The organism is Nonomuraea sp. NPDC049309 (genome assembly GCF_043196965.1).
GTDB classification, from domain to species: domain Bacteria; phylum Actinomycetota; class Actinomycetes; order Streptosporangiales; family Streptosporangiaceae; genus Nonomuraea; species Nonomuraea fastidiosa.
Genome location: NZ_JBICSH010000002.1, coordinates 1,172,042 through 1,196,857 on the forward strand (window position 1 = coordinate 1,172,042; position 24,816 = coordinate 1,196,857).

Annotated in this window: 25 protein-coding genes and 2 riboswitches; of the genes, 18 read left to right on the top strand and 7 right to left on the bottom strand. The window is 70.3% G+C overall.

Features of this window, described 5'->3' with window-relative positions; translation table 11 throughout:
• Positions 1-31: 31 nt before the first annotated feature.
• Genes folP through ACGFIM_RS19485 form a run of 5 tightly spaced genes read left to right on the top strand, consistent with a single transcriptional unit; the run spans position 32 to position 2,648 of the window.
• Positions 32-889 (top strand): dihydropteroate synthase, encoded by an 858-nt coding sequence (gene folP / locus ACGFIM_RS19465; RefSeq protein WP_393202039.1) that lies wholly within the window; start codon positions 32-34, stop codon positions 887-889.
• Positions 886-1,335, top strand: coding sequence for a nuclear transport factor 2 family protein (locus tag ACGFIM_RS19470; RefSeq protein WP_364064036.1), 450 nt, complete (start codon positions 886-888; stop codon positions 1,333-1,335). Before folP ends, ACGFIM_RS19470 begins: the two co-directional genes overlap by 4 nt.
• Positions 1,325-1,690 (top strand): dihydroneopterin aldolase, encoded by a 366-nt coding sequence (gene folB, locus ACGFIM_RS19475; RefSeq protein ID WP_393202042.1) that lies wholly within the window; start codon positions 1,325-1,327, stop codon positions 1,688-1,690. Before ACGFIM_RS19470 ends, folB begins: the two co-directional genes overlap by 11 nt.
• Positions 1,687-2,190, top strand: a complete 504-nt coding sequence (folK, locus tag ACGFIM_RS19480) for a 2-amino-4-hydroxy-6-hydroxymethyldihydropteridine diphosphokinase (protein ID WP_393202044.1) — start codon at positions 1,687-1,689, stop codon at positions 2,188-2,190. The genes folB and folK overlap by 4 nt, the downstream gene beginning before the upstream one ends.
• Positions 2,187-2,648 carry a DUF3180 domain-containing protein gene (locus ACGFIM_RS19485; RefSeq protein ID WP_393202046.1) on the top strand — a complete coding sequence of 154 codons (462 nt, stop codon included), beginning with the start codon at positions 2,187-2,189 and terminating at the stop codon, positions 2,646-2,648. The genes folK and ACGFIM_RS19485 overlap by 4 nt, the downstream gene beginning before the upstream one ends.
• Here the strand turns inward: ACGFIM_RS19485 and ACGFIM_RS19490 are convergent.
• From ACGFIM_RS19490 to ACGFIM_RS19500, 3 genes are read right to left on the bottom strand one after another with little or no spacing between them, the layout of a single operon-like run.
• On the bottom strand, positions 2,645-2,830 hold the full coding sequence (locus ACGFIM_RS19490; protein ID WP_393202048.1) for a hypothetical protein: 186 nt from the start codon (positions 2,828-2,830) through the stop codon (positions 2,645-2,647). The two genes, ACGFIM_RS19485 and ACGFIM_RS19490, sit on opposite strands and share 4 nt — an antisense overlap.
• Positions 2,823-3,950, bottom strand: coding sequence for an acyltransferase (locus tag ACGFIM_RS19495; RefSeq protein WP_393202050.1), 1,128 nt, complete (start codon positions 3,948-3,950; stop codon positions 2,823-2,825). The genes ACGFIM_RS19490 and ACGFIM_RS19495 overlap by 8 nt, the downstream gene beginning before the upstream one ends.
• Complete coding sequence (locus ACGFIM_RS19500; RefSeq protein WP_393202052.1) at positions 3,947-5,092, bottom strand: NADH-quinone oxidoreductase subunit D; 1,146 nt, start codon at positions 5,090-5,092, stop codon at positions 3,947-3,949. The genes ACGFIM_RS19495 and ACGFIM_RS19500 overlap by 4 nt, the downstream gene beginning before the upstream one ends.
• Before the next feature lie 121 nt (positions 5,093-5,213).
• On the opposite strand from ACGFIM_RS19500, the gene ACGFIM_RS19505 reads away from it, so the two are divergent.
• Positions 5,214-5,909 (top strand): DoxX family protein, encoded by a 696-nt coding sequence (locus ACGFIM_RS19505; protein ID WP_393202054.1) that lies wholly within the window; start codon positions 5,214-5,216, stop codon positions 5,907-5,909.
• 59 nt (positions 5,910-5,968) lie between these two features.
• On the opposite strand, the gene ACGFIM_RS19510 is transcribed toward ACGFIM_RS19505, so the two are convergent.
• The gene (locus ACGFIM_RS19510) at positions 5,969-7,288 is read right to left on the bottom strand and encodes an aminotransferase class V-fold PLP-dependent enzyme (protein WP_393202056.1); all 1,320 of its coding nucleotides are present in this window, start codon (positions 7,286-7,288) and stop codon (positions 5,969-5,971) included.
• 45 nt (positions 7,289-7,333) lie between these two features.
• Positions 7,334-7,449, bottom strand: a riboswitch (SAM riboswitch).
• Positions 7,450-7,563: 114 nt separating this feature from the next.
• Between ACGFIM_RS19510 and ACGFIM_RS19515 the strand changes: the two genes are divergently transcribed.
• Complete coding sequence (locus ACGFIM_RS19515) at positions 7,564-8,313, top strand: TerC family protein (protein WP_393202058.1); 750 nt, start codon at positions 7,564-7,566, stop codon at positions 8,311-8,313.
• Complete coding sequence (locus tag ACGFIM_RS19520; protein ID WP_393202060.1) at positions 8,313-9,509, top strand: cytochrome P450; 1,197 nt, start codon at positions 8,313-8,315, stop codon at positions 9,507-9,509. The genes ACGFIM_RS19515 and ACGFIM_RS19520 overlap by 1 nt, the downstream gene beginning before the upstream one ends.
• Positions 9,510-9,587: 78 nt before the next feature.
• Here ACGFIM_RS19520 and ACGFIM_RS19525 read toward each other — a convergent pair whose 3' ends face one another.
• On the bottom strand, positions 9,588-10,550 hold the full coding sequence (locus ACGFIM_RS19525) for an SAM-dependent methyltransferase (RefSeq protein ID WP_393202062.1): 963 nt from the start codon (positions 10,548-10,550) through the stop codon (positions 9,588-9,590).
• 186 nt (positions 10,551-10,736) lie between these two features.
• On the opposite strand from ACGFIM_RS19525, the gene ACGFIM_RS19530 reads away from it, so the two are divergent.
• From ACGFIM_RS19530 to ACGFIM_RS19550, 5 genes are all read left to right on the top strand, one after another.
• Positions 10,737-10,964: a chaplin family protein gene (locus tag ACGFIM_RS19530; protein ID WP_393202064.1), complete on the top strand. Its 228-nt coding sequence runs from the start codon at positions 10,737-10,739 to the stop codon at positions 10,962-10,964.
• Positions 10,965-11,283: 319 nt separating this feature from the next.
• On the top strand, positions 11,284-12,174 hold the full coding sequence (locus ACGFIM_RS19535) for a Rossmann-like and DUF2520 domain-containing protein (protein ID WP_393202066.1): 891 nt from the start codon (positions 11,284-11,286) through the stop codon (positions 12,172-12,174).
• Positions 12,175-12,196: 22 nt separating this feature from the next.
• Positions 12,197-13,048, top strand: coding sequence for a pantoate--beta-alanine ligase (gene panC, locus ACGFIM_RS19540; RefSeq protein WP_393202069.1), 852 nt, complete (start codon positions 12,197-12,199; stop codon positions 13,046-13,048).
• Between the two features lie 83 nt (positions 13,049-13,131).
• On the top strand, positions 13,132-15,657 hold the full coding sequence (locus ACGFIM_RS19545) for an L-aspartate oxidase (RefSeq protein ID WP_393202071.1): 2,526 nt from the start codon (positions 13,132-13,134) through the stop codon (positions 15,655-15,657).
• Positions 15,658-15,660: 3 nt separating this feature from the next.
• The gene (locus ACGFIM_RS19550; protein WP_393202073.1) at positions 15,661-16,443 is read left to right on the top strand and encodes a type III pantothenate kinase; all 783 of its coding nucleotides are present in this window, start codon (positions 15,661-15,663) and stop codon (positions 16,441-16,443) included.
• 63 nt (positions 16,444-16,506) lie between these two features.
• Here ACGFIM_RS19550 and ACGFIM_RS19555 read toward each other — a convergent pair whose 3' ends face one another.
• Positions 16,507-16,980, bottom strand: a complete 474-nt coding sequence (locus ACGFIM_RS19555) for a hypothetical protein (RefSeq protein ID WP_393202075.1) — start codon at positions 16,978-16,980, stop codon at positions 16,507-16,509.
• 177 nt (positions 16,981-17,157) lie between these two features.
• On the opposite strand from ACGFIM_RS19555, the gene lysX reads away from it, so the two are divergent.
• Both lysX and ACGFIM_RS19565 read left to right on the top strand, forming a co-directional pair.
• The gene (gene lysX / locus ACGFIM_RS19560; protein ID WP_393202077.1) at positions 17,158-18,639 is read left to right on the top strand and encodes a bifunctional lysylphosphatidylglycerol synthetase/lysine--tRNA ligase LysX; all 1,482 of its coding nucleotides are present in this window, start codon (positions 17,158-17,160) and stop codon (positions 18,637-18,639) included.
• Positions 18,640-19,873: 1,234 nt separating this feature from the next.
• Positions 19,874-20,086 carry a LuxR C-terminal-related transcriptional regulator gene (locus ACGFIM_RS19565; RefSeq protein WP_364063986.1) on the top strand — a complete coding sequence of 71 codons (213 nt, stop codon included), beginning with the start codon at positions 19,874-19,876 and terminating at the stop codon, positions 20,084-20,086.
• Positions 20,087-20,525: 439 nt separating this feature from the next.
• Here ACGFIM_RS19565 and ACGFIM_RS19570 read toward each other — a convergent pair whose 3' ends face one another.
• Positions 20,526-21,455, bottom strand: coding sequence for a C40 family peptidase (locus ACGFIM_RS19570; protein WP_393202593.1), 930 nt, complete (start codon positions 21,453-21,455; stop codon positions 20,526-20,528).
• A 122-nt stretch (positions 21,456-21,577) separates the two neighbouring features.
• Positions 21,578-21,726: riboswitch (cyclic di-AMP (ydaO/yuaA leader) on the bottom strand.
• A gap of 277 nt (positions 21,727-22,003) precedes the next feature.
• Between ACGFIM_RS19570 and ACGFIM_RS19575 the strand changes: the two genes are divergently transcribed.
• The 3 genes from ACGFIM_RS19575 to ACGFIM_RS19585 all read left to right on the top strand — a co-directional run bounded on the left by ACGFIM_RS19575 (position 22,004) and on the right by ACGFIM_RS19585 (position 24,666).
• A complete protein-coding gene (locus ACGFIM_RS19575; protein ID WP_393202079.1) occupies positions 22,004-22,573 on the top strand; it encodes an amino-acid N-acetyltransferase in 570 nt (189 codons plus the stop codon).
• An 85-nt stretch (positions 22,574-22,658) separates the two neighbouring features.
• A complete protein-coding gene (locus ACGFIM_RS19580; RefSeq protein WP_393202081.1) occupies positions 22,659-24,050 on the top strand; it encodes an RDD family protein in 1,392 nt (463 codons plus the stop codon).
• Between the two features lie 127 nt (positions 24,051-24,177).
• Positions 24,178-24,666: an RDD family protein gene (locus ACGFIM_RS19585; RefSeq protein ID WP_393202083.1), complete on the top strand. Its 489-nt coding sequence runs from the start codon at positions 24,178-24,180 to the stop codon at positions 24,664-24,666.
• Positions 24,667-24,816 lie beyond the last annotated feature (150 nt).

Here is a 24,816-nt window from a genome sequence, read left to right on the forward strand (position 1 = left end):
GCAGGTGCGAAGAAGCGCCTAGGCTTGGCCCATGACTAGCGTGCCCATCAGCGTGCCGGGAGGTGCGGAGCGGTGCCTCGTCATGGGTGTGGTCAACGTGACGCCCGACTCCTTCTCCGACGGCGGTAAGTGGTTCGACCCCGAGGCCGCCGTCCGGCATGGCTTCGACCTGGTGCGCGAGGGCGCCGACATCGTCGACGTGGGCGGCGAGTCCACCCGTCCGGGCGCGGCCAGGGTCTCGCAGGAGGAGGAGCTGGCCCGGGTGGTCCCGGTGATCCGGGAGCTGGCCGCCGGCGGGGTGGTGGTCAGCGTCGACACGATGCGCGCCGAGGTCGCGCAGGCGGCCGTGGAGGCGGGGGCGCGGCTGGTCAACGACGTGAGCGGCGGTCTCGCCGACCCGGAGATGCCGCGCGTGGTGGCCGCGACCGGCGTCGCCTACGTGGTCATGCACTGGCGTGGCCACAGCCATGACATGGACAGCCGCGCCATCTACACCGACGTGGTGACGGAGGTGCGCGAAGAGCTGAGCAAGCGGGTCGATCTGGTGCTGGCCGAGGGCGTCACGGAGGAGCAGATCGTGCTCGATCCGGGCCTCGGTTTCGCCAAGAACGCCGAGCACAACTGGGCGCTGCTGGCCGGCATCCCCCGCCTGGCCGAGCTGGGCTTCCCGCTGCTGATCGGGGCTTCACGCAAACGGTTCCTGGGGCGCCTGCTGGCCGATCCCGACGGCACGCCCAGGCCGTTCAGCCGCTGCGACGACGCCACGCTGGCGGTGACCGCGCTGGCCGCCCAGGCCGGAGCCTGGTGCGTGCGCGTGCACGAGGTACGTCCCAACGCCGATGCCGTGCGCGTGGCCGCCGCATGGAAGAGAGCCGGAGCAGGCACATGAGCAGCGTCGACACCGCCGCCGTCGAGACGGTGAACCAGGAGTTCTACGCCGCCATCGAAAGCGGCGACCTGGACAAGATGACCGAGATCTGGGCCGAGGACACCGCCGACGACCAGGTGAGCTGCGTCCACCCGGGCTGGACCCTGCTGACGGGCCGCTCCGAGGTGCTGCGGTCGTGGGCCCTGATCATGGCCAACACCACCTACATCCAGTTCGTGCTGACCGACGTCAACACCACCGTGCTGGGTGACGTGGCCGTCCTGACCTGCGTGGAGAACATCCTGACCGCGGGGGAGGAGGGCGAGGCGAGCTTCGCCGCGGGCAAGGTGGTGGCGAGCAACGTCTACATCCGCACCCCGCAGGGCTGGCGGCTGTGGATGCATCACGGGTCGCCGGTGCTGCAGGCCGACGACGACGATGAGGAGGAAGGCGAGCTTGAGCGCTGACCGCATCACCCTGAAGGGCCTGCGCGTCAGGGGGAGGCACGGCGTGCTCGCTGCGGAGCGCGATTTGGGGCAGGAGTTCGTCGTGGACGCCACTCTGTACCTCGACACCGCGCCCGCGGCGGCCGGCGACGACCTCACCAAGACCGTGCACTACGGGGAGCTCGCGCAGGACCTGGCCGCGGTGGTGGAGGGTGAGCCGGTCGCGCTGATCGAGACGCTCGCCCAGCGGCTGGCCGACGTGTGCCTGGCGCGCGAGCCGGTGCGCAAGGTCGAGGTGAGCGTGCACAAACCGGCGGCGCCGATTCCGCTGCCGTTCGACGACGTGATCGTGACCATCGAGCGGAGCCGCGCATGAAGGTGGTGCTCTCACTCGGCAGCAACCTGGGGCGCAGGTTCACGACCCTCCAGGGGGCGGTGGACACCCTGTTCGACGCCCCCGGGCTGGAGTTCGTCAAGGCGTCCCCGGTCTACGAGACCGACCCCGTGGGCGGCCCCGGCGGGCAGCGGCCGTACCTCAACGCGATCGTCATCGCGGAGACCACGCTGGAGCCGCGCACGCTCCTGGAGCGGGCGCTGAGCGTGGAGAACGCGTTCGGCCGCGAGCGCCTTGAGCGCTGGGGCCCGCGTACCCTCGACATCGACCTGATCGTGGTGGGCGACGTCGTCTCCGACGACCCCGAGCTGACGCTGCCGCACCCGCGGGCGCACGAACGCGCGTTCGTGCTGGTGCCGTGGGCGGCCGCCGACCCCGAGGGGGAGCTGCCCGGCAAGGGCGCGGTGGCCGGGTTGCTCGAAGGGCTCGATCGGCGGGGCGTGCGCCTGCGTGAGGATCTCAAGCTGCAGAGGCCCGATTGAAGCCAACGTCTCCTGGTCCCCTCGTCGGCATCCTGATCATCGTCTCCCTGGCGACCTGGGCGGCGATCATGATGGGCGACTACGGCGGCTGGCCGGTGCTGCCGTGGACCGCGATCCCCACGCTGCTGCTGCTGGCGCTGGGCGAGGGCTACAGCGGCTGGGCCACCAAGGCGAGGATCGCGCGCAAGCCCGGCACCAAGCCGGTCGAGCCGCTCGCGGTGGCCCGCCTCGCCGCGCTGGCCAAGGCGTCGGCGTACGCGGGCGCGGTCTTCGGCGGCATCTTCGCCGGCTTCGCGCTGCACACCTCGCAACTGCTCGACCGCGAGACGCCGCGCGGCGAGTTCTTCATCGCGACGGGCTCGTTCGTGTCGTGCGTGCTGCTCGTCTGCGCCGCGCTCTACCTGGAGCACTGCTGCAAGGTGCCGAAGAAGCCCGAGGACGAGCAGCCGCGCGACTAGCGCTCGTCCGGCTGGCCCTCCTCGACGGCCCGCCGCGCGGCGGCGAGGCGGTCGTGCCACATCTCGCGCTGCAGCAGGCGCAGCGCGCGGCGCAGCACGTCGCTCGGCCGCTCACCTTCCCGCAACGCGGTACGGATGATCCGCTCGTCCTCGGCGTTGGCCCGGAAGGCGATCTCAGCCATGTCTTGAGCTTATGGACCCGCCGACGGCCTTGTCCTGCGTTTGGCCGACCGGGGCGCGGCGGCGGCCGAACAGGTAGATGACGGGGGCGGTGCAGATCAGCGGCCCGACGATCGCGAGCGGGCGTTCGAGCCACCACACGAGGTCGGGCGGGATCGTGTCGCCGAGCGTGCCGAACAGCCACCACGACAGGCCGAGCGAGATGGCCATGCCGGTGGTGTGGAAGAGGAACAGCGGCAGCGAGTAGCGGTTGATGAACGCGTTGAGCCGCCGCCACCGCGGCCGTTCGAGCACCTGCTCCATGGCCGGGCGCAGCACCTCGACCAGCCCGATCTGGAACAGCAGCAGCGCGACGATGACGAACGTGGGCGGCGCCATGTTCGACCACTTGTCGCCCGGCACGCCCACCATCGAGCCCGGGTAGATGCCGGAGTACACGAGGCCGAAGAGGGCGAAGAACCCGGTCCACAGCAGCGCGGCATCGTACCGCCTGGGCAGCTCCACGACCCGGTCGTAGAAGAAGCCCGCCTGGTGCGCGAGACCCCACACGACGATCATGTTGAGCCAGCCGACCCAGTCGAGGCCGTAGCGGAAGCGCAGCACGTCCACCACGAGGGCGGCGCCGCCGAGCCAGATCAGCGCGAGCACGTCGTAGCGGCGGTGCAGCCACAGCGCGACCGGCAGCAGCGCGATGAGCACGAGATAGACGGCGAGGAACCACAGCGGGCTGAGCACCAGCAGCACCACCCGCCACATCCAGTCCACGCCGAAGGCGTACGTCACCATCGCCCCGATGACGACCCACACCCCGGACAGGAACAGCGCGGGTAAGGCGAGCGCGCGGATGCGCCGCAGCACGAACGCGCCGATGCCGACGCCCCGATCCTTGGCCCGGTGCCAGGACAGCAGGTGCACGTGGCCGCCGACGTAGAAGAACAGCGGCAGCACCTGCAGCAGCCAGGTGAGGATCCACAGGCCGGAGGTGAAGCCGAGCGGGCTGGTGGGTTCGGGGCCCTGCGGCTTCCATTCCAGGATGGTGAACGCCCAGTGCCACACCACCACGACGATCAGGCTGATCGCGCGGAGCCAGTCGATGTACTTGTCGCGTTGTTGTGCGGTCACTTGTCGATGTCACCCACGACGAAGAACATCGAGCCGAGGATGGCGACCATGTCGGCGACCACGTGTCCCGGCAGCATCTCCCGCAGCACCTGGATGTTGTTGTAGGAGGCCGAGCGCAGCTTGAGCCGCCACGGCGTCTTGTCGCCCCTGGAGACCAGGTAGTAGCCGTTGATGCCGAGCGGGTTCTCCGTCCACGCGTACGTGTGGCCCTCCGGCACCTTCAGCACCTTCGGCAGCCGCTGGTTGATCGGGCCCGGCGGCAGCTCGCGCAGCCGTTCGACGCACGCGTCGGCCAGGTCGAGCGAGACCTTGAGCTGGTCGAGCAGCACCTCGAAGCGCGCGTGGCAGTCGCCCGCGCCGCGCGTGACGACCTTCACCGGCAGCTCGCCATAGGCCAGGTACGGATCGTCGCGCCGCAGGTCGAAGTCCACCCCGGAGGCGCGGGCGATGGGGCCGCTGACGCCGTACTGCATGATCTGCTCGCGGGTCAGCACCCCCACGCCCTTGGTGCGGGCGATGAAGATCTCGTTGTGCAGGATGAGGTTCTCGATGTCCGGCACCCGGCGGCGGGTCTCCGCGACGGCCGCCGACACCCGGTCGAGCCAGCCCAGCGGCAGGTCCTCCTTCAGGCCGCCGACGCGGTTGAACATGTAGTGCATGCGCCCGCCGGAGATCTCCTCCATGACGGCCTGGATGCGCTCGCGCTCGTTGAACGCGTAGAACAGCGGCGTCATCGCGCCCAGCTCCAGCGGGTAGGAGCCGAGGAACATCAGGTGGTTGAGCACGCGGTTGAGCTCGGCCAGCAGCGTACGGGCCCAGACGGCGCGCACGGGCGGCTCCATGCCGAGCATGCGTTCCGCGGCGATGACCACGCCCAGCTCGTTGGCGAATCCCGACAGCCAGTCGTGCCGGTTGGCGAGCATGATGATCTGACGGTAGTCGCGCACCTCGAACAGCTTCTCCGCGCCGCGGTGCATGTAGCCGACGATCGGCTCGGCGGCGGTGATGCGCTCGCCGTCGAGCGTCAGCCGCAGCCGCAGCACGCCATGGGTGGACGGGTGCTGCGGGCCGATGTTGAGGATCATGTCCTCGGTGGCCAGCTCTTTGGCTCCCGCGCCGATTCCGACCACGCGTTCCGTCATACGGCCATGCTCCCACCGTCGTCACCGGTGATCCAGCAGGGGGTTTGGTCAAGAGATGGTATGCGATGGCATCCCATAGCGGCACACGGGGAGGAGTAGCTGGAACGGGGGGAGAAGGAGCATGAAGAGAGTTCTCTTCGACATCGCGGCCCTGATCGCGCGCATCGTGCTCGGCGTCATCTTCGTCGCGCACGGATGGCAGAAGTGGCAGGGCGGGCACGCCGCGACCGCGGGGATGTTCAGCGAGATGGGCATCCCGATGCCCGAGCTGGCCGCGGGCTACGCCATGGTCGTCGAGCTCATCGGCGGGGTGCTGCTCATCCTCGGGGCGCTGGTCCGGCCGGTGGCGCTGCTGCTGCTGATCAACATGATCGGCGCGGTCGTCTTCGCACACTGGGACAAGGGCGTCTTCGTGGACCAGGGCGGCTGGGAGCTCGCGGCGGCGCTCGGCGCGCTCTGCCTGCTGTTCGTGGCGCTGGGCGGCGGGCGCTTCGGCATCGACGGCATCTTCCGCCGCAAGTGGCGCAAGCGGCACGAACGCGCAAACGAGGGCATGGTGTCCGAGCGGCCGGGCCGTACCGGCACGGGTGCCACGACGGGTGCCACGACGGGAGCCGGCGCGGGCGGGCCGAACACGCCCGCCAGGTCCGCCACCACCGAGCAGCCGGAGGTGCCGCGGCAGCAGACCGCGCCCCGGCACGAGCCCGGGGGCTCCCGGCAGGAGCGGGCGAGCCGGCTCAGCGACGACGACATGCGGGAGATCGACTCCCTGGTCGCCGACGAGCCGCCCCAGCACCGCAAGCCGCCGAACCGCTGACCTTCCGGGGCGCGGACCGGGACGACCCGCGCTCGCGCTGACGCGCTGCGGCTCAGGGCTCAGCGGGAGACCAGGTCGCGCAGGGCCGACACCAGCCGGTCCACGTGCTCCTGCGTGGTGCCGATGCCGATCGAGGCCCGCACGGCGGAGGCGGTGCCGTCCTCGCAGCCCCCGTCGGCGGTCCCCAGCAGGTGCCGGACGAACGGGTGCGCGCAGAACTTCCCGTCGCGCACCCCGATGCCGTACTCGCTGGACAGCACCTCGGCCACCTCCCGTGCCGAGTAGCCGTCCACGGTGAACGACACGATGCCCACCCGGGGGTGGTCGGGGCCCCACAGCGACAGCTCGCGCACCCCGTCGATCGAGGCCAGCCCGGCGCGCAGCCGGGCGAGCAGCCGCTCCTCCTCGCGCACCAGCTCGGTCCAGCCGGTCGCGGTCAGCGCGTCGCAGGCCGCGGCCAGGGCGATGGCGCCCAGCACGTTGGGGGTGCCGGCCTCGTGGCGCGGCTCGGGGTCGTCGTGCCACTCGACGCTCTCGCCGACCGAGCGCACCGCGCCGCCGCCCTTGAGGTACGGCTCGCCCTCGGCCAGCCAGTCCCGCCGCCCGACCAGCGCGCCCGCGCCGAACGGCGCGTACAGCTTGTGGCCGGAGAAGGCGATGTAGTCGAGGTCGAGCGCGGTGAGGTTGAGCTTCCTGTGCGGTACGTACTGCGCCGCGTCCACGAAGATCCGCGCGCCGTGCCGGTGCGCGATGTGGGCCAGGGCCGCGATGGGCCACAGCTCGCCGGTGACGTTGGACGCGGCGGTGACGACGAGCAGCTTGGGGCCGTCGATGGCGGCCAGCGTCTCGTCGGCGGCGCGTACGGCCTCGCCGGGGAAGGCGGGCGGCGCCAGCCGGATCGCGTTGGGCCAGGGCAGGAGCGAGGCGTGGTGCTCGGTGTCGAAGACGACCGTGGTGCAGCCCTCGGGCAGGCAGCTGGCCAGCAGGTTCGTGGCGTCGGTGGTGTTGCGGGTGAAGATCACCGCGTCGTCGGGGCGGGCGCCGACGAAGGCGCGTACGGTGTGGCGCGCCTGCTCGTAGCGGGCGGTGGTGAGCTGCGAGGCGTAGCCCGCGCCGCGGTGGACGCTGGAGTAGGCCGGAAGCGCGGCGGTGACGGCGGCGCTGACCGGCTCGAGACAGGGGGCGCTGGCGGCGTAGTCGAGGTTGGCGTATCCGATCAGGCGGCCGCCCTTGACCGGCACCTCCAGGTCGGAGCCCAACACGGCGGGGATCGGCCGGCGCTGCTGCGCGGTGGGGGTGGTGCTCTCGCCGGCGGTGTTCTCGCCGGCGGTGTTCTCGGTGGCGGCGCGGCCGGAGCTGAAGATCGTCAGAGTGGACACGGCAAACCTCCTTCGGGACCATCGGGCCCCTGGAAGCAGCCACGGAGCCCGCGCTTGCCCGCCACACCTCGTGACGGACCAGGTCTTCACCCGGGGCACCCCGCCGCGGACGCGAGGGTTGCCGGCCAGCTAGCCGGGGCTTGACGCTGGCGCTCATGACCTACGGGCTGAACTATAACCGACGGCCCGGCGGAAAACGCAACAGCGAACTTATGTGACCTCCGACTCGTTGCTACCCGGGTAGCCGTAAGCACCCGAAGTCACGGAGGTTCCCGATGCTCGACTGGGTGGCCGATCCGCAGATCTGGATCGGCTTCTTAACCCTGGTCGCCCTGGAGATCGTGCTGGGGATCGACAACATCATCTTCATCTCCATCCTCGCCGGGAAGCTGCCGCCCGAGCGGCGCGACCGCGCCCGGGTGCTCGGCCTCGGCGCCGCCCTGGTGAGCCGGCTGCTCCTCCTGCTCGGCCTGTCATGGGTGGTGCGGCTGACCGATCCGCTGTTCGCCGTCTTCGGCCACGAGATCTCTGGACGCGACCTGATCCTGCTGCTCGGCGGCCTGTTCCTGCTGGGCAAGAGCGTCACCGAGATCCACCACAACATGGAGGCGCCGTACGATGAGGAGGAGAGCGGCGAGAGGGCCGCGGCCACCTCCTTCGTCTCCGTGATCCTGCAGATCATGGTGCTGGACATCGTCTTCTCGCTCGACTCGGTGATCACCGCGGTCGGCATGGTGGACGAGCTGGGCGTGATGATCGCGGCCGTCATCGTCGCGGTGGGCGTGATGCTCTTCGCGTCCGGGCCGATCAGCCGGTTCGTCGACGGTCACCCCACGATCAAGATGCTGGCGCTGGCGTTCCTCGTGCTCATCGGCGTGATGCTCGTCGCCGAGGGCTTCGACCAGCACATCCCGAAGGGCTACATCTACTTCGCGATGGCGTTCTCCGTCGTGGTGGAGCTGCTCAACATCCGGGTACGCAGCAGGCACGCGAAGAAGCAGCAGGTCACTCCTAAGATGAAATAGTGGGCTTTGATCCTTGGAATCCGGATTTCGTAGCGCACCCGTACGGGGTCTACGACGAGTTGCGGCGCGAGTCGCCCGTGACCTACTTCGAGCCGACCGACCAGTGGCTCATCGCGCGGCACGCCGACGTGAACGCGCTGCTCAGAGACCGCCGGCTGGGCCGCTCGTACCTGCACGTGGCGACCCACGAGGAGTTCGGCAGGCCGCCGGAGCCGGAGTTCCAGGAGCCCTTCTGGCGCGTGATCAGGGCGGGCATGCTCGACGTGGAACCGCCGGTGCACACGAGGCTGCGCCGGCTGGTCTCCAAGGCGTTCACGCCGCGCATGGTCGAGTCGCTGCGGCCCCGCGTCAGGTCCATCGCCGGCGAGCTGGTGGACGCGTACGTGGAGAAGGGCGGCGGCGACCTCATCGCCGAGGTCGCCGAGCCGCTGCCGGTCACCGTCATCGCAGAGATGCTCGGCATCCCCGAAAGCGACCGGCACCTGCTGCGGCCCTGGTCGGCCGACATCTGCGGCATGTACGAGCTGAACCCCACCCTGGAGGCCCAGCACACCGCCGTACGCGCGGCGTCGGAGTTCGCCGACTACCTCAAGGCCCTGGCCGCCGAGCGGCGCGCCGCGCCCGGCGACGACCTCATCAGCGCGCTCACCCGGATCGATGAGCTGACCGAGGACGAGCTGGTCGGCACCTGCGTGCTGCTGCTCAACGCCGGCCACGAGGCCACCGTGAACGTCACGGGCAACGGCTGGTGGTCGCTGTTCCGCAACCCCGGCGAGCTGGCCAGGCTGCGGGCCGACCGCTCGCTGCTGCCCACCGCCGTCGAGGAGCTGCTGCGCTTCGACACGCCGCTGCAGATGTTCGAGCGGTGGGTGCTCGAGGACATCGAGGTGCACGGCGTGCGGATCCCGCGCGGCTCCGAGGTGGCCCTGCTGTTCGGTTCGGCCAACAGGGACCCCGAGGTGTTCGACGACCCCGACCGGCTCGACATCGGGCGCGCCGACAACCCGCACATCTCGTTCGGGGCCGGCATCCACTTCTGCCTCGGTGCGCCGCTGGCGAGGATCGAGCTGGCCGAGTCGTTCGGGGCGCTGCTCGACCGTACGGCCGAGCTGGAGCTGCGTGAAGAGCCCGAGTGGAAGCCCGGCTACGTCATCCGCGGCCTGCGCGCCCTCGACCTCACCGCCACCCCCGCCTGAGCACTCCGCCGGCCGCCGCCCGCCGTCGGGCCGGCGCCGGTGGCCGCCTGGGGCGCTCCGCGTCGCGGGCCGGTGGGCCTACTTGGTCTGGCTGAGCCAGCCGAAGCCGCCGAGACCGGTCGGCTCCAGCAGCTCGCCCTCCTCGGAGGCGCGCGCCAGGGCGCGCAGGTAGCCGCGCGGATCGGTGCGGGCCAGCTCAAGGGGCGGGCGCGCGCCGGTCAGCCCCAGCTCGCGCAGCGCCTCGCGCTGTGTGGACAAGGTTGTGGATATCGCGCCGGCCCGCCGCCCGGCCTCGGCGCACGCGTCGAGCGCGACGTGTGCGGTGATGTCGCAGCTCCCGTCGGGTACGGGGGTCACGACCGACCCGTCCCGGTATCCGGTCAGCGTTCCACAGGGCGGACGGTTATCCACAGGATGTGCATAATCGACGGCGATCGCCCGGCCCCTGGTGAGGCGTACGAGAACGGACGCCCACGCCTCGTCGCGCGGTCTGCCGATCTCCGCGCGGGCGCCCACCCGGGTCAGCGGCCACCACCGGTCGAGCCATTCGCGGTCGGCGGGGTGCGGCGGGCCGCCCAGGCGCTCCTCGCCCGTGTGGACGTTCACCATCACCACCCGCGGCCCTTCCGAGGTCTGCTCGATCACGTCGAGCGGCACGTTGTCGAGCCATTCGTTGGCGATGGCCAGCCCGGTGATGGTGTCGGGCAGGCTCCTGGACCAGGTGATCTCGTCGGGCAGGTCGCCGGGCCGCGGCGACAGGTCCACGGCCGTGACCCGCAGCCGGTCGCGCAGCCCCGGCTCGGCGCGTTCGAGCACGCGGGCCACCAGCGCGCCCTCGCCCGCCCCGATGTCGACCAGGTCGAGCACGTCAGGCTTGCCCAGCTCGGCGTCCACCTCCGCCAGCAGGGTGAGCACCGCCTCCGCGAAGGCCGCGGACGCGCTGACGGAGGTGCGGAAATGGCCTGATGGGCGTTCGCGGAGGTAGAAGCCCTCCTCGCCGTACAGCGCGCGTTCGGTCGCGGCGCGCCAGGTCAGCCACATGTCTGGACTATCTCATGACTTTCCGCGGCGACGCACTGTCATGGAATGACTACTGCACGTCCTGGAGTTGCGGTAGCGTTTACCCGTTGTCACCGAGTGATTGCGCTTTGCCAACCCCCAAGTGGCATGGCCTTTCACTCCCCGAACCAGCCCCCGCGGTGTGATGCCGCGAAGAGAGGAGCCCTCGTGCTGAAGAAGATCTTGGTCGCGACCGGTGCCGTCGCCATGCTCTCGCTGGCCGCCCCGGCACACGCCGACATCACCAGCGGCAACGGCGGCGTTATCTCCGGCAACCAGGTCCACGTCCCGATCGTCGCCCCGATCAACGTCTGCGGCAACGCGATCGCCGTCATCGGCTTCGCGAGCGCGGGCTGCCAGGGTGGCGCCAAGGCCTACGCCCCCAGCCACCACTGAGCGACGAAAGAGATGATCCCGGGCCGGCGCGGGCCGGCCCGGGATCGTATCCCGGCGGATCAGTCGGCGGTCGATCCGCCGGTGCACTCCCAAGGGGTCATGCACAGATCGCGGGCGTCGGGTCCTCAGGGACTCGGCGCCCGCTGCCATTGCGATGGCCCCTCTCCTCATCTCTTCCGACAGGGGGTGCACCAATTTGTCTGCCCTTGCCCTTTTTGTCGGTAACTCAACGCGCGGCAAAACACCGGTCACACTCGCCACTCCGCGAGACGGTTACGCTGGTCGGCAGTGCCATCGCGTTGGTCAGGGGTGAGACGTCATGGACGCAGGGGACCGCCCGGCACGGCTGACCGTCGGTGTGCTGGGCGCCGGCAAGGTGGGCTCCGCCCTCGGCGCGGCGCTCGCGCAGGCGGGCCACCGGGTGGTGGCCGCCAGCGGCGTGTCCGACCGCTCCCAGCGGTGGGCCGCCGAGCGGCTCGGCGTCTCGCCGTCCAGGCCCGACGAAGTGGTGGCCGCCGCCCAGCTCGTCCTGCTGACGGTGCCCGACGACGCGCTGCCTGACCTGGTCTGCGGGCTCGCCGGCACGGGCGCCGACCTGCGGGGCAAGATGCTCGTCCACACCAGCGGCGCGTACGGGCTGTCGGTGCTCGACCCGGCCGCCGAGGCCGGCGCGCTGCCGCTCGCGCTGCACCCGGTGATGACGTTCACCGGCCGCGACGACGACCTCAACAAGCTCACCGGCATCTCCTACGGTGTCACCGCGCCCGACGTGCTGCGGCCCGTCGCCGAGGCGCTGGTGATCGAGATGGGCGGCGAGCCGGTCTGGATCGCCGACAGTGACCGCCCGCTCTACCACGCGGCCCTGGCCGGGGCCGCCAACCACATGGTCACGCTCATCGCCGAGTCGTCCGACCTGCTGCGCCGCATCGGGGTCGAGCATCCCGGCAGGATGCTGGGGCCGCTGCTCGGCGCCGCACTCGACAACGTGCTGCGGCTCGGTATCGCGGGGCTGACGGGTCCGGTCGTCCGCGGCGACGCCGGCACCGTGCGCAAACACGTCGACGCGCTCATCCTGGCCGCGCCCGAGGCGGCGGACGCCTACATCGCGCTGGCCAGGCTCACCGCGGACAGGGCGCTGGCCGCGGGGCTGCTCAAGCCGGAGGAGGCGGAGCGGCTGCTCGACGCGCTCGGGGGCAATATATGGACCTGACCGTAGCGTTCGGAGGGCACTTATGGAGCTGATCGTCGCCAGGAACCGGGAAGACCTGGTCAAGGCACGGCGTAGTGGCACGGTGGCGCTGGTGCCCACGATGGGCGCGCTCCACGAGGGGCACAGGTCGCTGATCAGGCTGGCCCGGGTGCGCGCCGATCAGGTTGTGGTCAGCATTTTCGTCAATCCCCTGCAATTCGGCCCTAACGAGGATTTTTCGCGTTATCCCCGTACATTTGATGCCGATCTGGACGTCTGCCGGGCCGAGGGCGTCGACGTCGTCTTCCATCCCTCCGCCGAGGAGATGTACGCCCCCGACCGCCAGGTCAGCGTCTCCGCCGGCGAGATGGGCCGCATCGTCGAGGGCGCCGCGCGTCCAGGACACTTCGACGGCGTGCTCACGGTCGTGCTCAAGCTGTTCAACCTCGTCCAGCCCGACCTCGCGGTCTTCGGGCAGAAGGACGCCCAGCAGCTCGCGCTCATCCGGCGCATGGTCGCCGACCTCGACCTGCCGATCGAGATCCTCGGCGCCCCCACCGTACGCGAGCCCGACGGCCTGGCGATGTCCAGCCGCAACCGCTACCTGTCCGAGGAGGACCGGCGGGTGGCGCTGACGCTGTCGCGGGCGCTGCGGGCCGGCGCCGCCCGGCTCACCCCCGCCGAGATCCGGGCCGAGGCGCGCAAGGTGCTCGACGAGGCCGGGCCCGCGCTCGACGTCGACTACCTCGTGCTGGTCGATCCGGCCACGTTCGTCGAGGTCGGCGACGACTACGAGGGCCTGGCCGTGCTCGCGGTCGCCGCCAGGGTCGGCACCACCCGGCTCATCGACAACGTCACGATCACCCTCAACCCCGCGGACCGGCACCCCGCCTGACGCGCCGCACACCCCGGGGCGGGGGCACGCCGGCGCAGGCGTTATCGTCATAGTGACGAAATCGCCTCAGTGAGGAGACCCCCATGAGTGCACCGGCGATTCCCCTGCGCCTGACCGCGCCCAGTCCCGGCTGGACCGTGGACGCGGACGTGGTCGTCGTGGGCTCCGGCATCGCGGGCCTGACCGTGGCCCTGCACTATGCCGAGCTGGAGCCGGAGGCCAAGGTGCTGGTCGTCACCAAGGACCAGCTGTCGTCCGGCTCGACCCGCTGGGCGCAGGGCGGCATCGCGGCCGTGCTCGACCCGCGCGACACCCCCGACGAGCACCTGAACGACACGCTGCTCGCCGGTGTGGGGCTGTGCGACGTACGGGCGGTGCGCACGCTCGTCACCGAGGGCCCGGGAGCGCTGCGGCGGCTGATGGAGCGCGGCGCCCGCTTCGACCGCACACCGGACGGCGAGCTGCAGCTCACCAGGGAGGGCGGGCACCGCAGGCGCAGGATCGTGCACGCGGGCGGCGACGCCACGGGCGCCGAGGTGCAGCGGGCGCTGGTCGAGGCGGTGCGCGCGGCCTCGATCGAGGTGATCGAGCACGCCCTGGTGCTCGACCTGCTCAAGGACGCCCAGGGCCGGGCCAGGGGAGTGACCCTGCACGTCATGGGCGAGGGCGCGCGCGACGGCGTCGGCGCGGTGCACGCCAGGGCGGTGGTGCTGGCCACCGGCGGCATGGGCCAGGTCTACGCGGTCACCACGAACCCGGTCGTCTCCACCGGCGACGGCGTGGCGCTCGCGCTGCGGGCGGGGGCGGTGGTGCGCGACATCGAGTTCGTGCAGTTCCACCCGACGGTGCTGTGGCTGGGGGAGGGCTCGACCGGGCAGCAGCCGCTGATCTCGGAGGCGGTCAGGGGCGAGGGCGCGTTCCTCATCGACCACGAGGGCCAACGGTTCATGACGGGCGTCCACGAGCTGGCCGACCTCGCGCCGCGCGACGTCGTGGCCAAGGCCATCATGCGCAGGATGCGCGAGAGCGGGCGCGAGCACGTCTACCTCGACGGCCGCCACCTGGGCCGCGAGACGTGGGAGTCGCGCTTCCCGACCATCTACGCGGTCTGCCGCGAGCACGGCATCGACCCGGCGAGCGAGCCCATCCCGGTCGCGCCCGCCGCGCACTACGCGAGCGGCGGCGTCCGTACGGACCTGCGCGGCCGTACCTCCATCGAGGGCCTGTACGCCTGCGGCGAGGTCGCCTGCACGGGCGTGCACGGCGCGAACCGGCTGGCCTCCAACTCGCTGCTCGAAGGGCTGGTCTTCGCCGAGCGCATCGCGGAGGACATCCACGCGTCGAGGCCGTCGCCCGGCGACCCGGTGCCGGGCACGGCCCATGAGGGCCTGGTGGACCCGCGGGTCAGGCCCAGGATCCAGGCCCACATGAGCAACGGCGCGGGCGTGCTGCGCAGCCGCGACTCGCTGCTGCAGACCGCGCGGGCGCTGCGCGACGCCCGCTGGACGCCGGTCGCGGTGCCGCCGTGCACCGAGTCGTGGGAGGCCACGAACCTGCTCACGGTGGCCACCGTGCTCACCGGAGCGGCGGCGGCCAGGCTGGAGACGCGCGGCTCGCACTGGCGCGAGGACCACGAGGCGCGCGATGACAACGAGTGGCTGGGCCACCTGGATGTGACCCTGACCGAGGAGGGGCTTCGCATGACGTACACGCCGCATGGGGACGCGATGCCGGCGCGCCTGGCGCAGGAGCTGGCTGCGGCCGGGCTGGATCCGGCGGAGGTGGACGCCCTGATCGGCCGCGCGCTGGAGGAGGACCTGCAGGAGGCGGGCGACGTGACGAGCCTGGCCACGATCCCGGCGGAGCAGCGGGCGGTGGCCGACGTGGTGGCGCGCAAGGACGGCGTGGTGGCGGGGCTCGCGGTGGCGGAGGCGGTGTTCGCCCGGCTGGGCGCGGTGCGGGCCGAGCGGGCGGCCAAGGACGGCGAGCGGGTCAGGGCCGGCGACGTGCTGATGACGCTGGAGGGTCCGGTACGCGGGCTGCTGACGGCCGAGCGCACCGCGCTCAATCTGCTCACCCACCTGTCCGGCGTGGCCACGCTGACCGCCCGCTGGGTCGAGGCGATCCGCGGTACGGGCGCGCGGGTGCGCGACAGCCGCAAGACGCTGCCGGGGCTGCGGGCGCTGGAGAAGTACGCGGTGCGCTGCGGCGGCGGTGTCAACCACCGCATGTCGCTGTCGGACGCGGCGCTCATCAAGGACAACCACGTGGTGGCGGCGGGCGGCGTGGCCGAGGCGTTCAGGGCGGTCAGGGAGCGGTACCCGGACCTGCCGATCGAGGTGGAGATCGACCGGCTCGACCAGCTCGAACCGGTGCTCGACGAGGGGGCGGAGCTGATCCTGCTCGACAACTTCACGGTCGAGGACACGGCGCGTGCCGTACAAGTCGTGAAAAATCGGGCGGAAAATAGGGTTGCTCTTGAAGCGAGCGGGGGATTGACCTTGGAATCGGCCCGTGATGTGGCGGACACTGGCGTCGACTACCTTGCGGTGGGAGCGCTAACGCACTCAGCGCCGGCCCTGGACATCGCACTTGATCTGCGGGGGTAATTGATGCTGCTCACGATCGACGTCGGCAACACGCACACGGTGTTGGGGCTGTTCGAGGGCGAGGACGTCATCGAGCATTGGCGGCTCGCCACCGACGCCCGGCGCACCGCCGACGAGATCGCGGTCGTACTCCAAGGCTTGCTGGCACAGTCGCCGCTGCTGAAAGGGGCCGACGTCGACGGCATCGCCATCTGTTCCACCGTGCCGAGCGTGCTGAACGAGATGCGCGAGATGTGCCGCCGCTACTACGGCGACGTGACCGCGGTGATCGTGGAGCCGGGCATCCGCACCGGGGTGCCCGTACGCATGGACAACCCCAAAGAGGTCGGCAGCGACCGCATCGTGAACGCGCTGGCCGCCATCGACCAGTACGGCGGCCCCTGCATCATCGTCGACTTCGGCACCGCCACCTCGTTCGACGCGGTCTCCGCCAAGGGCGAGTACGTCGGCGCGGTCACCGCGCCCGGCATCGAGATCTCCGTCGACGCCCTGGCGGCCGCCGGAGCGCAGCTCCACAAGGTCGAGCTGGTCAGGCCGCGCTCGGTCATCGCCAAGAACACGGTGGAGGCGCTGCAGGCCGGCATCATCTACGGTTTCGCCGGCCAGGTGGACGGCATCGTCGAGCGCATGGCCGCCGAGCTCGCCGACGACCCCGACGACGTCACCGTGGTGGCCACCGGCGGCCACGCGGCGCTCGTGGTGGGCGAGGCGCGCTCGATCGACGTGCACGAGCCGTGGCTCACCCTCATCGGGCTGCGGCTGATCTACCACAGGAACGCCGGCTGACCGCGTACGCAAGGAAAGCGGCCCTCCGCCGGGTGCGGAGGGCCGCTCGCCTGCCGGGGGATGTCAGCCCCTGGCGCTGAAGATGTAGTCCCAGTTGCCGCACCGCGTCGGCCACGCGCGGCGCTCGGGCCCCGCCTGGCAGACCTTCACCCGCACGCCCGAGACGTCGGAGACGCGGAAGCGGATGAGCTTGGAGTTCGGGAAGCCGCAGAACTTGTCGGTGTAGACCGTGTCCCAGCCGCCGCGGAACTTGCGGGCCTGGAAGCTCACCCACGCGCACTTGCCGCCCTGGCGGTAGCTGCGGGCGTCGCGGTCGTACAGGCGGCCGCGGACGACGGCCGTGTTGTCGCGCCGGCCGTCCCAGTTGACGCGGATCGTGCCCTCGGCCTTGGCCAGCCTGTTGCTCGAGTAGGTGCTGAACGACTCGACGCTGTCGCGAGGGCCGAACGAGGACGCCTGGGCGGCGGTGGGAAGTGACAGGGCCAGCGTGGTCGTCGCAGCCGCGGCGAGAAGCCCTGTGGCGATCTTCTTGAACATCTTCTCTCCTTGAGCTCCCCTTGGGCCGGCTCCCTGCCGGCTCCCCCCTGAGCTCGTAAGAAAGATGTAAAGCAGGACTCTTGCAGAGGATCTACAGCGCGCTGACCAGCGCTTGCACTGGATCTACATGAGGCCGACGAGCCTTTCAGTTCGCCATATCCCCTACCCTTTGATGGTGTGAGCGACGAACTTCCCGAGCAGATGCGCATCCGGAGGGAGAAGCTCGACCGCCTTCGCAGCGAGGGCGTCGACCCTTACCCGGTGAACTTCCCACGTACGGCGACCAACGCCGAGGTCAGGGAGAAATACCAGGGCCTGGAGCCCGACACCTCGACCGGTGACAAGGTCGCGGTCGCGGGGCGCGTCATGCTCAGCCGCGTGGGCGGCAAGCTCTGCTTCGCCACCCTGCGCGACGGAAGCGGTGACCTGCAGGTGATGATCTCGCTCGACAAGGTGGGCGAGGAGTCGCTGGCCAGGTGGAAGCGCGACGTCGACCTCGGCGACCATGTCGGCGTGATCGGTGAGGTCATCACCTCGCGCAGGGGCGAGCTGTCCATCCTCGCCGACAGCTGGCAGATCACCGCCAAGTGCCTGCGCCCGCTGCCGGAGAAGCACATCGGTCTCACCGACCCCGAGGCGCGGGTCCGCCAGCGTTACGTCGATCTCATCGTCAACGACGAGGCCAGGAAGATGGCCCGCATCCGCAGCGCCACCGTGCGCGCGGTGCGCGACTTCTGGCACGAGGAGGGCTACCTCGAGGTCGAGACGCCGATGCTGCAGCCGATCCACGGCGGCGCCGCGGCCCGGCCGTTCAAGACCCACATCAACGCCTACAACATGGAGCTCTACCTTCGCATCGCGATAGAGCTCTACCTCAAGCGTCTTGTGGTGGGCGGCATCGAGAAGGTCTTCGAGATCAACCGCAACTTCCGCAACGAGGGCGCCGACTCGACGCACAACCCCGAGTTCACGATGCTCGAGGCGTACGGCACCTACCTCGACTACAACGACATGGCGGACCTGACCCAGCGCATGTACCAGAAGGCCGTCGTGGCCGCGCTGGGCACCACGGTGGTCGTGCACGACGGCGTCGAGATCGACCTCGGCCTCAAGGAGTGGCCGCGCATCACCCTGTACGGCGCGGTGTCGGAGGCCGTGGGCGAGGAGATCACCACCTCGACCTCCCTCGAGGAGCTGCGCAAGATCGCCGACCGCCGCGAGGTCCACTGGGACCCGAAGTGGGGGCCGGGCAAGCTCGTGCAGGAGCTGTTCGAGGCGCTCGTCGAGCACACGCTGGTGCAGCCGACGTTCGTCATGGACTACCCGCTGGAGACCTCGCCGCTGACCCGCCAGCACCGCGACAACCCGCTGCTGACGGAGAAGTGGGACCTCATCGGCTTCGGCACCGAGCTCGGCACGGCCTACTCCGAGCTGATCGACCCCATCGAGCAGCGCCGCCGCCTGGTCGAGCAGTCGCTGCTGGCCGCCGGCGGCGACCCCGAGGCCATGCAGCTCGACGAGGACTTCCTCCAGGCGCTCGAGTACGCGATGCCGCCGACGGGTGGCATGGGCGCGGGCATCGACCGGATGATCATGGCGTTCACCGGCAAGAACATTCGCGAGACCATCCTGTTCCCGCTGGTCAAGCCCACCCACTGAGCATGGTGCGGGACGGCGGCCCGCCCGATGCGGCCGCCCCGCGCGCTTTCTACGGGACCTGTGCTTTTGCGCGGGTCCCGTGCTTTTTGCGGCGGGTGCCCTTGCTCCTTGCGGCGGGGTGCCGCTGCCGCCCGCGCGTCGTGCGCAGTCGCCGGAGCGCTTGTGCCCGTGCGGCGCTGCTTGTGCCGCGCGTTCCGGGCAGAGGCGCTGTGCGTTTCGTGCGGGGACGCCGCGTGTTTTGGGCGGGGACGCTGCGCGTTTCGTGCGGGGACGCCGCGTGTCTTGGGACGGGGGCGCTGCGCGTTTTGGGCGGGGCACCGCGCGCCTCATGCGGGGGGCGCTGCGCGTCTCGTGCCGGGGGCGCGTCTTGGGCGGCATCTTTCCGGATTTTCTCCGGCCTTCCGGATCTTCTCCGGCCGAAGCCCCCTGCCTGGGGCACTCTCAAACAGGCGTCAGAGCGCTCGGGAGCGCGTGTCCGGGGCGCGCGGCACAGCGCCCCCGCCAGTGGCCCGCCGAGCGCCATTCTGGTCCGTCCGGTTTCCGACGACCGATCGTCTGTAAGCACCGGGTCAAGTCGGCGGGCCGGTGCCGCACTCCACGAGGCGGCCCCGTGCGGGTACGCCGGGCGGCCGGCCGATCACCTTGACGGGCGGCGAGCGGGCCGGCTCCGCCAGGCGGTCACGCTCCTCGGCGGCGTCCCGATCGGCGTCCCGATCGGCGTCTCGCCGAGCGGCCGGAGGCGTGCCGGCGTTGCGCCGGCTCGCCGGCACGGGCGACTCGTGACGGCGGGGAGGGTTTGGCCGGAGAGCCGGTCCTGGGCGCTGACCTGGTGGGCCTTCGCTTCGGCGGTGCACGGCGTCAGAGCGGCCGGCGCTCGACGGGCCGTACCGGACGCGTACGGAAGATCGGAGCGCACGCTCCCGGCTCGCGGTAACGCGCGTACGGATCCCGCTGATATTCACCATCGAACGGATCGCGTCCCGAAAGATCGACGGCCCTTGAGCCGCCGGATTCCGAGGGAGGTGAGGCGCGCGGGAGATCGTGAATGAGACGCCGATCCGTAGCGCTTCATCGTCAGGGCGTCACATATTTCGGATCATGTCAATAGTGCTGGTCAAGTATGGAAGACGTAATTGCTTGACGACCTTTCCAGGATCCGTTTACGGTCTGCGAGGAGCAACCTGGGTCCGGTCGAGAGGCCCACGTTCTGCGCTGTTGGGGGGGAGGGCTCCCGATGGAAGTGCTCACTGAGGATGTTCAACTCAGCCACGCCGATCTCGCTTTACTGGCGGAGCTGGCCAAAGGGGTCACGGTCGATCGGGTCGGCAGGCGGCTGGACATCAGCGGCCGCACCGTACGGCGGCGGCTGCGGGTCATCTGCGACCGCATCGGCGTCGCCACGGCGATCGAGGCCGTGGCCTGGGCGGCCCGCCGCCAGCTGATCTAGCGGCCCGGTCAAGCCCGGCGGTCAGGGCCGGGCGACGGGCGTTCACACGGGGCGGCCGGCACGGGCCGGCGGCGGGCCGGCGTGAGAGAAGGACGAAGCGCCCTCCGGGGTACACGTGAGGCGCCCCGCAATTCGCGTGAGGCCTTCGCAGGGGTGAGGCCTTCGCAGGGTTTGCGTGAGACCCCGCAGGGTTTGGCGTGAGGCCCCGGCAGCGTTCGGGTGAGGCCCCCCGGGGAGTTTGCGTGAGGCCCCGGCAGCGTTCGGGTGAGGCCCCCGCGGAGTTAGCGTGAGGCGCCCCGCAGGGTTTGTGTGAGGCCTCCGCACGGTTTTGACGTGAGGCGCCCCGGTCGGGTTCGCGTGAGAGCCCCGTCGGGAGGGCGGGGCGAAGGGGCCGCCCGGGGCCCGCGCGAGGCGGGACCCGCGGGCCGCTCCGGGAGGCTCAGTCGGCGATGCGGACCGCGCCCGCGTAGGGCCTGTTCGCGATGGAGGCGATGCGGACGACGTCGCCGGTGCGCGGGGCGTGGATCATCATCCCGCCGCCGAGGTAGATGCCCACGTGGTGCAGGTCGCTGTAGAAGAACACGAGGTCGCCGGCGCGCAGCTCGGAGCGGTCGATGTGCCGCCCGGCCGTCCACTGGCTGCCGGTGTAGTGCGGCAGCGAGATGCCGACCTGCTGGTAGGCCGCCATGACCAGGCCGCTGCAGTCGTAGGAGTTGGGGCCGTCGGCGCCCCAGACGTACGGCTTGAGCTGCTGCGTCAGCGCCCACCTCGCGGCCTGGGCGGCCTTGCCGCTGCCCGGGATGGGCAGGTCGACGCGCTGGGCGCGGGTGCCGGGCCGGCCCGCCTCGCCGAGGGCGCGGCGGAACAGGTTGCTCTCGACCTTGGCCACCAGCTTGGTGATCTTGTCGCGCTTGGCGCCGAGGTCGGCGATCAGCTTCTCGACCTCGGCGATGCGGGTCTTGGCGCTCGCCCTGGCGCGCTCCGCGGCCTGCCTGGCCTTGGTGACCTGGTTGACGGCCTCGCCCTGCTGCTGCTCCAGCACGTACGTGGTGGCGGCGCGGTCGAGGAACGTGTCGGGGTCGTCGGAGGTGGTGAAGGCCAGGATGCGGCTGAGCCCGCCGGTGATGTAGGCGTTCTCGGCCAGGGCGGCCGCCTTGGCGCGCTTGGCGGCGAGATCGGCCTCGCTGGCGGCCAGGGTCTTCTTCGCGGCCTCAGCGGCCCTCTTGGCGCTCTTGAGCTTCTCCCGCTGGCCGTTGTACTGCTCGGACAGCTGCTCGATCTCGGTGTGCATCTTCTCGACCTGCTTGGCCAGGTCTTGAAGCGAGGGCTTGGGGTCGGCGGATGCCGAGCCGACGGGAGTCGCGACCATCAACGCCGCGAGTGTGACACTTATTACACCGAGCAGGCGGGATCGCCGTGCGGCGCGTTTCGGAGGGCGGGCGTGCTTGCCCGCCGTCGTCCTCTCACGCTCGCGCGTACGCTTCACCAACCAGCTCCTTCCATCGGCGCCTGCCGGGTTAGCTGACGGGTTCGGGCCGGAGCAGCCCTACCGGACGGTGCGGATTCACCCCGGGCGGCGTTGGGGGCGCCGCCGGCGGTTCCCCGGCTCCTCCTTGTGGAGGATTAGGCGTGTCGCCCGCGCGCGACACGCGGGGAACATCGTCGCTGGACACTAATGCACTCCGGGTTCGTGCTCAACCAGAACTACAGACTCTGTTGAGGTTTCACAACCGAAGGGTCACAAGGTGATCTCGTGGCGGGCCGTACAGAAGTGGTTTTATGCCGGATTTGGCGTGACTTCAGATGGGCTGCACGCCTGCTCGGAGCGCGTGCTCGGATGAGCACGAGTTGTTACAGCATGGGGCGAGACGTGGGAGTTAGGGCCGAGCCGTAATGACATCTGTACCCTGGAGGGCCATGGAGCAGGTGGCCGAACTGACAGCAGCCGAGACCGCGGTCGTGGTCCGGCGCGCCCGCACACCCGACGTGCGGGCCATCAGGAGGCTTGTGGACACCTACGCGGGAGCGGGCCCGCGGCTCCTGAAGAAGGCCACCGTCACCCTGTACGAGGACGTGCAGGAGTTCTGGGTGGCCGAACGGGGCGGGCAGGTCGTCGGCTGCGGCGCGCTCCACGTGCTCTGGGAGGATCTCGCCGAGGTCCGGACCGTGGCCGTGGATCCGGAGTGTCAGGGCATGGGCGTCGGCCGCCGGATCGTCTCGGCGCTCATACAGCAGGCGAAAGATCTGGGTCTGCAGCGTGTATTCTGTCTGACTTTTGAGGTCGACTTCTTCGCACGGCTCGGCTTTCGCCGGATTCAGGGCACGCCGGTCTCACCCGAGGTGTACGCCGAACTGCTGGCCTCGTACGACGAGGGTGTGGCGGAGTTTCTCGATCTCGAACACGTCAAACCGAACACCCTGGGCAACACCCGCATGCTGCTCCATCTGACATCGGGTGACGCGGACCCTGACCAGACGGAAAGGTGATTGTTGATACCTATGTCGATACGTTGGGCAGCACAGGCATGTGTCCTGACACGTGCCACATGCGCACTTGAAGCGAGGTGACACGGTGAGCACCGGACAGCCGCCGTATCCACAGGACGAATCCGGCGAGAATTCTGCACCCGGCACCCCTTACGGGCCGCAGAACGCGGGCCGCCACCCCGGCGCGCCCGACCCGGACGCGACTGTGGTCGGCTACCGGGCGGACGACGCCTACGGGCAGCAGCCCCAGTACGGACAGCAACAGCAGTACGGCTATGGGCAGCAGCAGCCGTCCCAGCCGGGATACGGCCAGCAGCAGCCCCCCTATGGCCAGCAGCAACTCCCTTACGGGCAGCAGGGCTACGGGCAGCAGCCGCAGCAGGGCTACGGACAGCAGGGCTACCCCCAGCAGGGCTACGACCCCCAGCAGCAGGCTTACGGCCAGCAGCCGCAGTCCCAGCCCGGCTACGGGCAGCAGCCTCCCTCCGGCCAGCAGGGCTACGACCAGCAGGCGCCGTACGGGCAGCAGCCCCAGTCACAGCCGGGCTACGGTCAGGGCTACGACGCCCAGCAGCAGTACGGCCAGCAGCAGGGCTACGGCCAGCAGCCGCAGTCCCAGCCCGGCTATGGACAGCAGCCCCCGTCTCAGCCCGGGTACGGTCAGCAGCCGCAGTCCCAGCCGGGTTACGGTCAGGGCTACGACGCCCAGCAGCAGTACGGCCAGCAGCAGGGCTACGGGCAGCAGGGCTATGACGCCCAGCAGCAGTACGGCCAGCCCGGCTACGGCCAGCAGCAGCCGCAGTCCCAGCCCGGCTACGCCCAGCCCGGGTACGGCCAGCAGGGCTACGACGCCCAGCAGCAGTACGGCCAGCCCGGCTACGGCCAGCCGCAGCCCTACGGTCAGCAGGGCTACGGGCAGCCCGGCTACGGCCAGCCCTACGGCCAGCCGATCGGGGTGCAGCCTCCGGGCGCGCCGGCGCCGCTCGCGGAGTGGTGGCAGCGGCTGCTCGCCAGGATGCTCGACGGTGTGATCTTCGGCGTCGTGATGTTCGTGGTGTCGCTGGTGCTGACGCCGCTGCTGTACCCGACGTACGACTCGCTCACGGGCGCCACGAGCGGGCTCACGTCCGCGCTGCTGTACTACGTGGTGTTCGCCATCGTCTTCAGTGCGATCATCGTCGTCTACGACTTCGTTCTGACGAAGTCGAAGGGCCAGACGGTCGGCAAGATGGCGTTGGGCATCAAGATCGTCCAGGTCGGCGGGCAGATGCAGCCCGGCGGCCTGCCGACCGACGCCGCGCTCAAGCGCTCCCTGCTGACGTTGGGCGTCTTCATCCTCTACGCAGTGCCCATCGTCGGGCCGCTGCTCGCGGTGCTCGCGTACGTGCTCAACGGCACGTCGCAGCTCTGGGACAAGCCCCTGCACCAGACCTTCGCCGACAAGTTCGGCAAGACCGTGGTCGTCAAGGTCAGGTAGTCCCCCTCAGAAGTCCTTCACGGGCGTCACAAGGGCCGGCTTCGCGCCGGCCCTTGTGTTATGTCCGCGGGTCCCCGGAGAAAATGATGAGGGCCCCCGTGCTCCGCGAAGACGTGAGGTGGGAGATATGGCCGGGACACCGCAGGTACCGGACGCACCTCCCGCTGAATGGTGGGAACGCCTGGCCGCCCGGCTCATTGAAGCGCTCGTCTTCGGGGTCTTCTATTACATTCTGTTCATTGCGCTGTGGGCCATCTTGCGGACTGTCGGGATGTCGGAGATGTTCGGCGGCCGGCTGCCCGGAGTGGCAGGCTGGGCGGTGGCCGGGCTGGGTTATGCGGCTTACGACTGGCGGGCTCATTCACGGCGCGGGCGTACGTTCGGCAAGGCGATCATGCGCATTCGCCTGGAGCCGGCCCACCGGCCGGCCCGTAAGCTGCTGAAACGGTCGCTGATCTATCCCGCCCCGCTGATGCTCATGGGCATTCCCGTGGTCAATCTGGTGGTCGGAATGCTGCTCTTCGGCGTGGGGCTGCTCATCCTCATGGACAAGCCGCTGGAGCGGGGTCCGCACGACAGAGCTGCGGGAACGCGGGTAGTAAAAGATCTTCGCTGAGCCTTGTGCACCAGGGGCGATGTCTTTTCGTAAAATTTTCGCTTGATCCGGTAAGGAGCCTGGAGAGACTGGCATTAGGCTATGGGGCGTCCGGGTTGCCGGATGTTGGCGCCCCTGCGACGCGCAGGGCATCTGTGTGCCGCTATGGTC

What these genes read in the sequence shown, in the direction of transcription:
- ACGFIM_RS19535 (WP_393202066.1), top strand. Translation starts at nt 11,284, where the DNA reads ATGGACGCAGGGGACCGCCCGGCACGGCTGACCGTCGGTGTGCTGGGC.
- folP (WP_393202039.1), top strand. Translation starts at nt 32, where the DNA reads ATGACTAGCGTGCCCATCAGCGTGCCGGGAGGTGCGGAGCGGTGCCTC.
- ACGFIM_RS19545 (WP_393202071.1), top strand. Translation starts at nt 13,132, where the DNA reads ATGAGTGCACCGGCGATTCCCCTGCGCCTGACCGCGCCCAGTCCCGGC.
- ACGFIM_RS19505 (WP_393202054.1), top strand. Translation starts at nt 5,214, where the DNA reads ATGAAGAGAGTTCTCTTCGACATCGCGGCCCTGATCGCGCGCATCGTG.
- ACGFIM_RS19515 (WP_393202058.1), top strand. Translation starts at nt 7,564, where the DNA reads ATGCTCGACTGGGTGGCCGATCCGCAGATCTGGATCGGCTTCTTAACC.
- ACGFIM_RS19555 (WP_393202075.1), bottom strand. Translation starts at nt 16,980, where the DNA reads ATGTTCAAGAAGATCGCCACAGGGCTTCTCGCCGCGGCTGCGACGACC.
- folK (WP_393202044.1), top strand. Translation starts at nt 1,687, where the DNA reads ATGAAGGTGGTGCTCTCACTCGGCAGCAACCTGGGGCGCAGGTTCACG.
- ACGFIM_RS19570 (WP_393202593.1), bottom strand. Translation starts at nt 21,455, where the DNA reads ATGGTCGCGACTCCCGTCGGCTCGGCATCCGCCGACCCCAAGCCCTCG.
- ACGFIM_RS19500 (WP_393202052.1), bottom strand. Translation starts at nt 5,092, where the DNA reads ATGACGGAACGCGTGGTCGGAATCGGCGCGGGAGCCAAAGAGCTGGCC.
- ACGFIM_RS19470 (WP_364064036.1), top strand. Translation starts at nt 886, where the DNA reads ATGAGCAGCGTCGACACCGCCGCCGTCGAGACGGTGAACCAGGAGTTC.
- ACGFIM_RS19490 (WP_393202048.1), bottom strand. Translation starts at nt 2,830, where the DNA reads ATGGCTGAGATCGCCTTCCGGGCCAACGCCGAGGACGAGCGGATCATC.
- ACGFIM_RS19575 (WP_393202079.1), top strand. Translation starts at nt 22,004, where the DNA reads ATGGAGCAGGTGGCCGAACTGACAGCAGCCGAGACCGCGGTCGTGGTC.
- panC (WP_393202069.1), top strand. Translation starts at nt 12,197, where the DNA reads ATGGAGCTGATCGTCGCCAGGAACCGGGAAGACCTGGTCAAGGCACGG.
- ACGFIM_RS19550 (WP_393202073.1), top strand. Translation starts at nt 15,661, where the DNA reads ATGCTGCTCACGATCGACGTCGGCAACACGCACACGGTGTTGGGGCTG.
- ACGFIM_RS19565 (WP_364063986.1), top strand. Translation starts at nt 19,874, where the DNA reads ATGGAAGTGCTCACTGAGGATGTTCAACTCAGCCACGCCGATCTCGCT.
- ACGFIM_RS19585 (WP_393202083.1), top strand. Translation starts at nt 24,178, where the DNA reads ATGGCCGGGACACCGCAGGTACCGGACGCACCTCCCGCTGAATGGTGG.
- ACGFIM_RS19525 (WP_393202062.1), bottom strand. Translation starts at nt 10,550, where the DNA reads ATGTGGCTGACCTGGCGCGCCGCGACCGAACGCGCGCTGTACGGCGAG.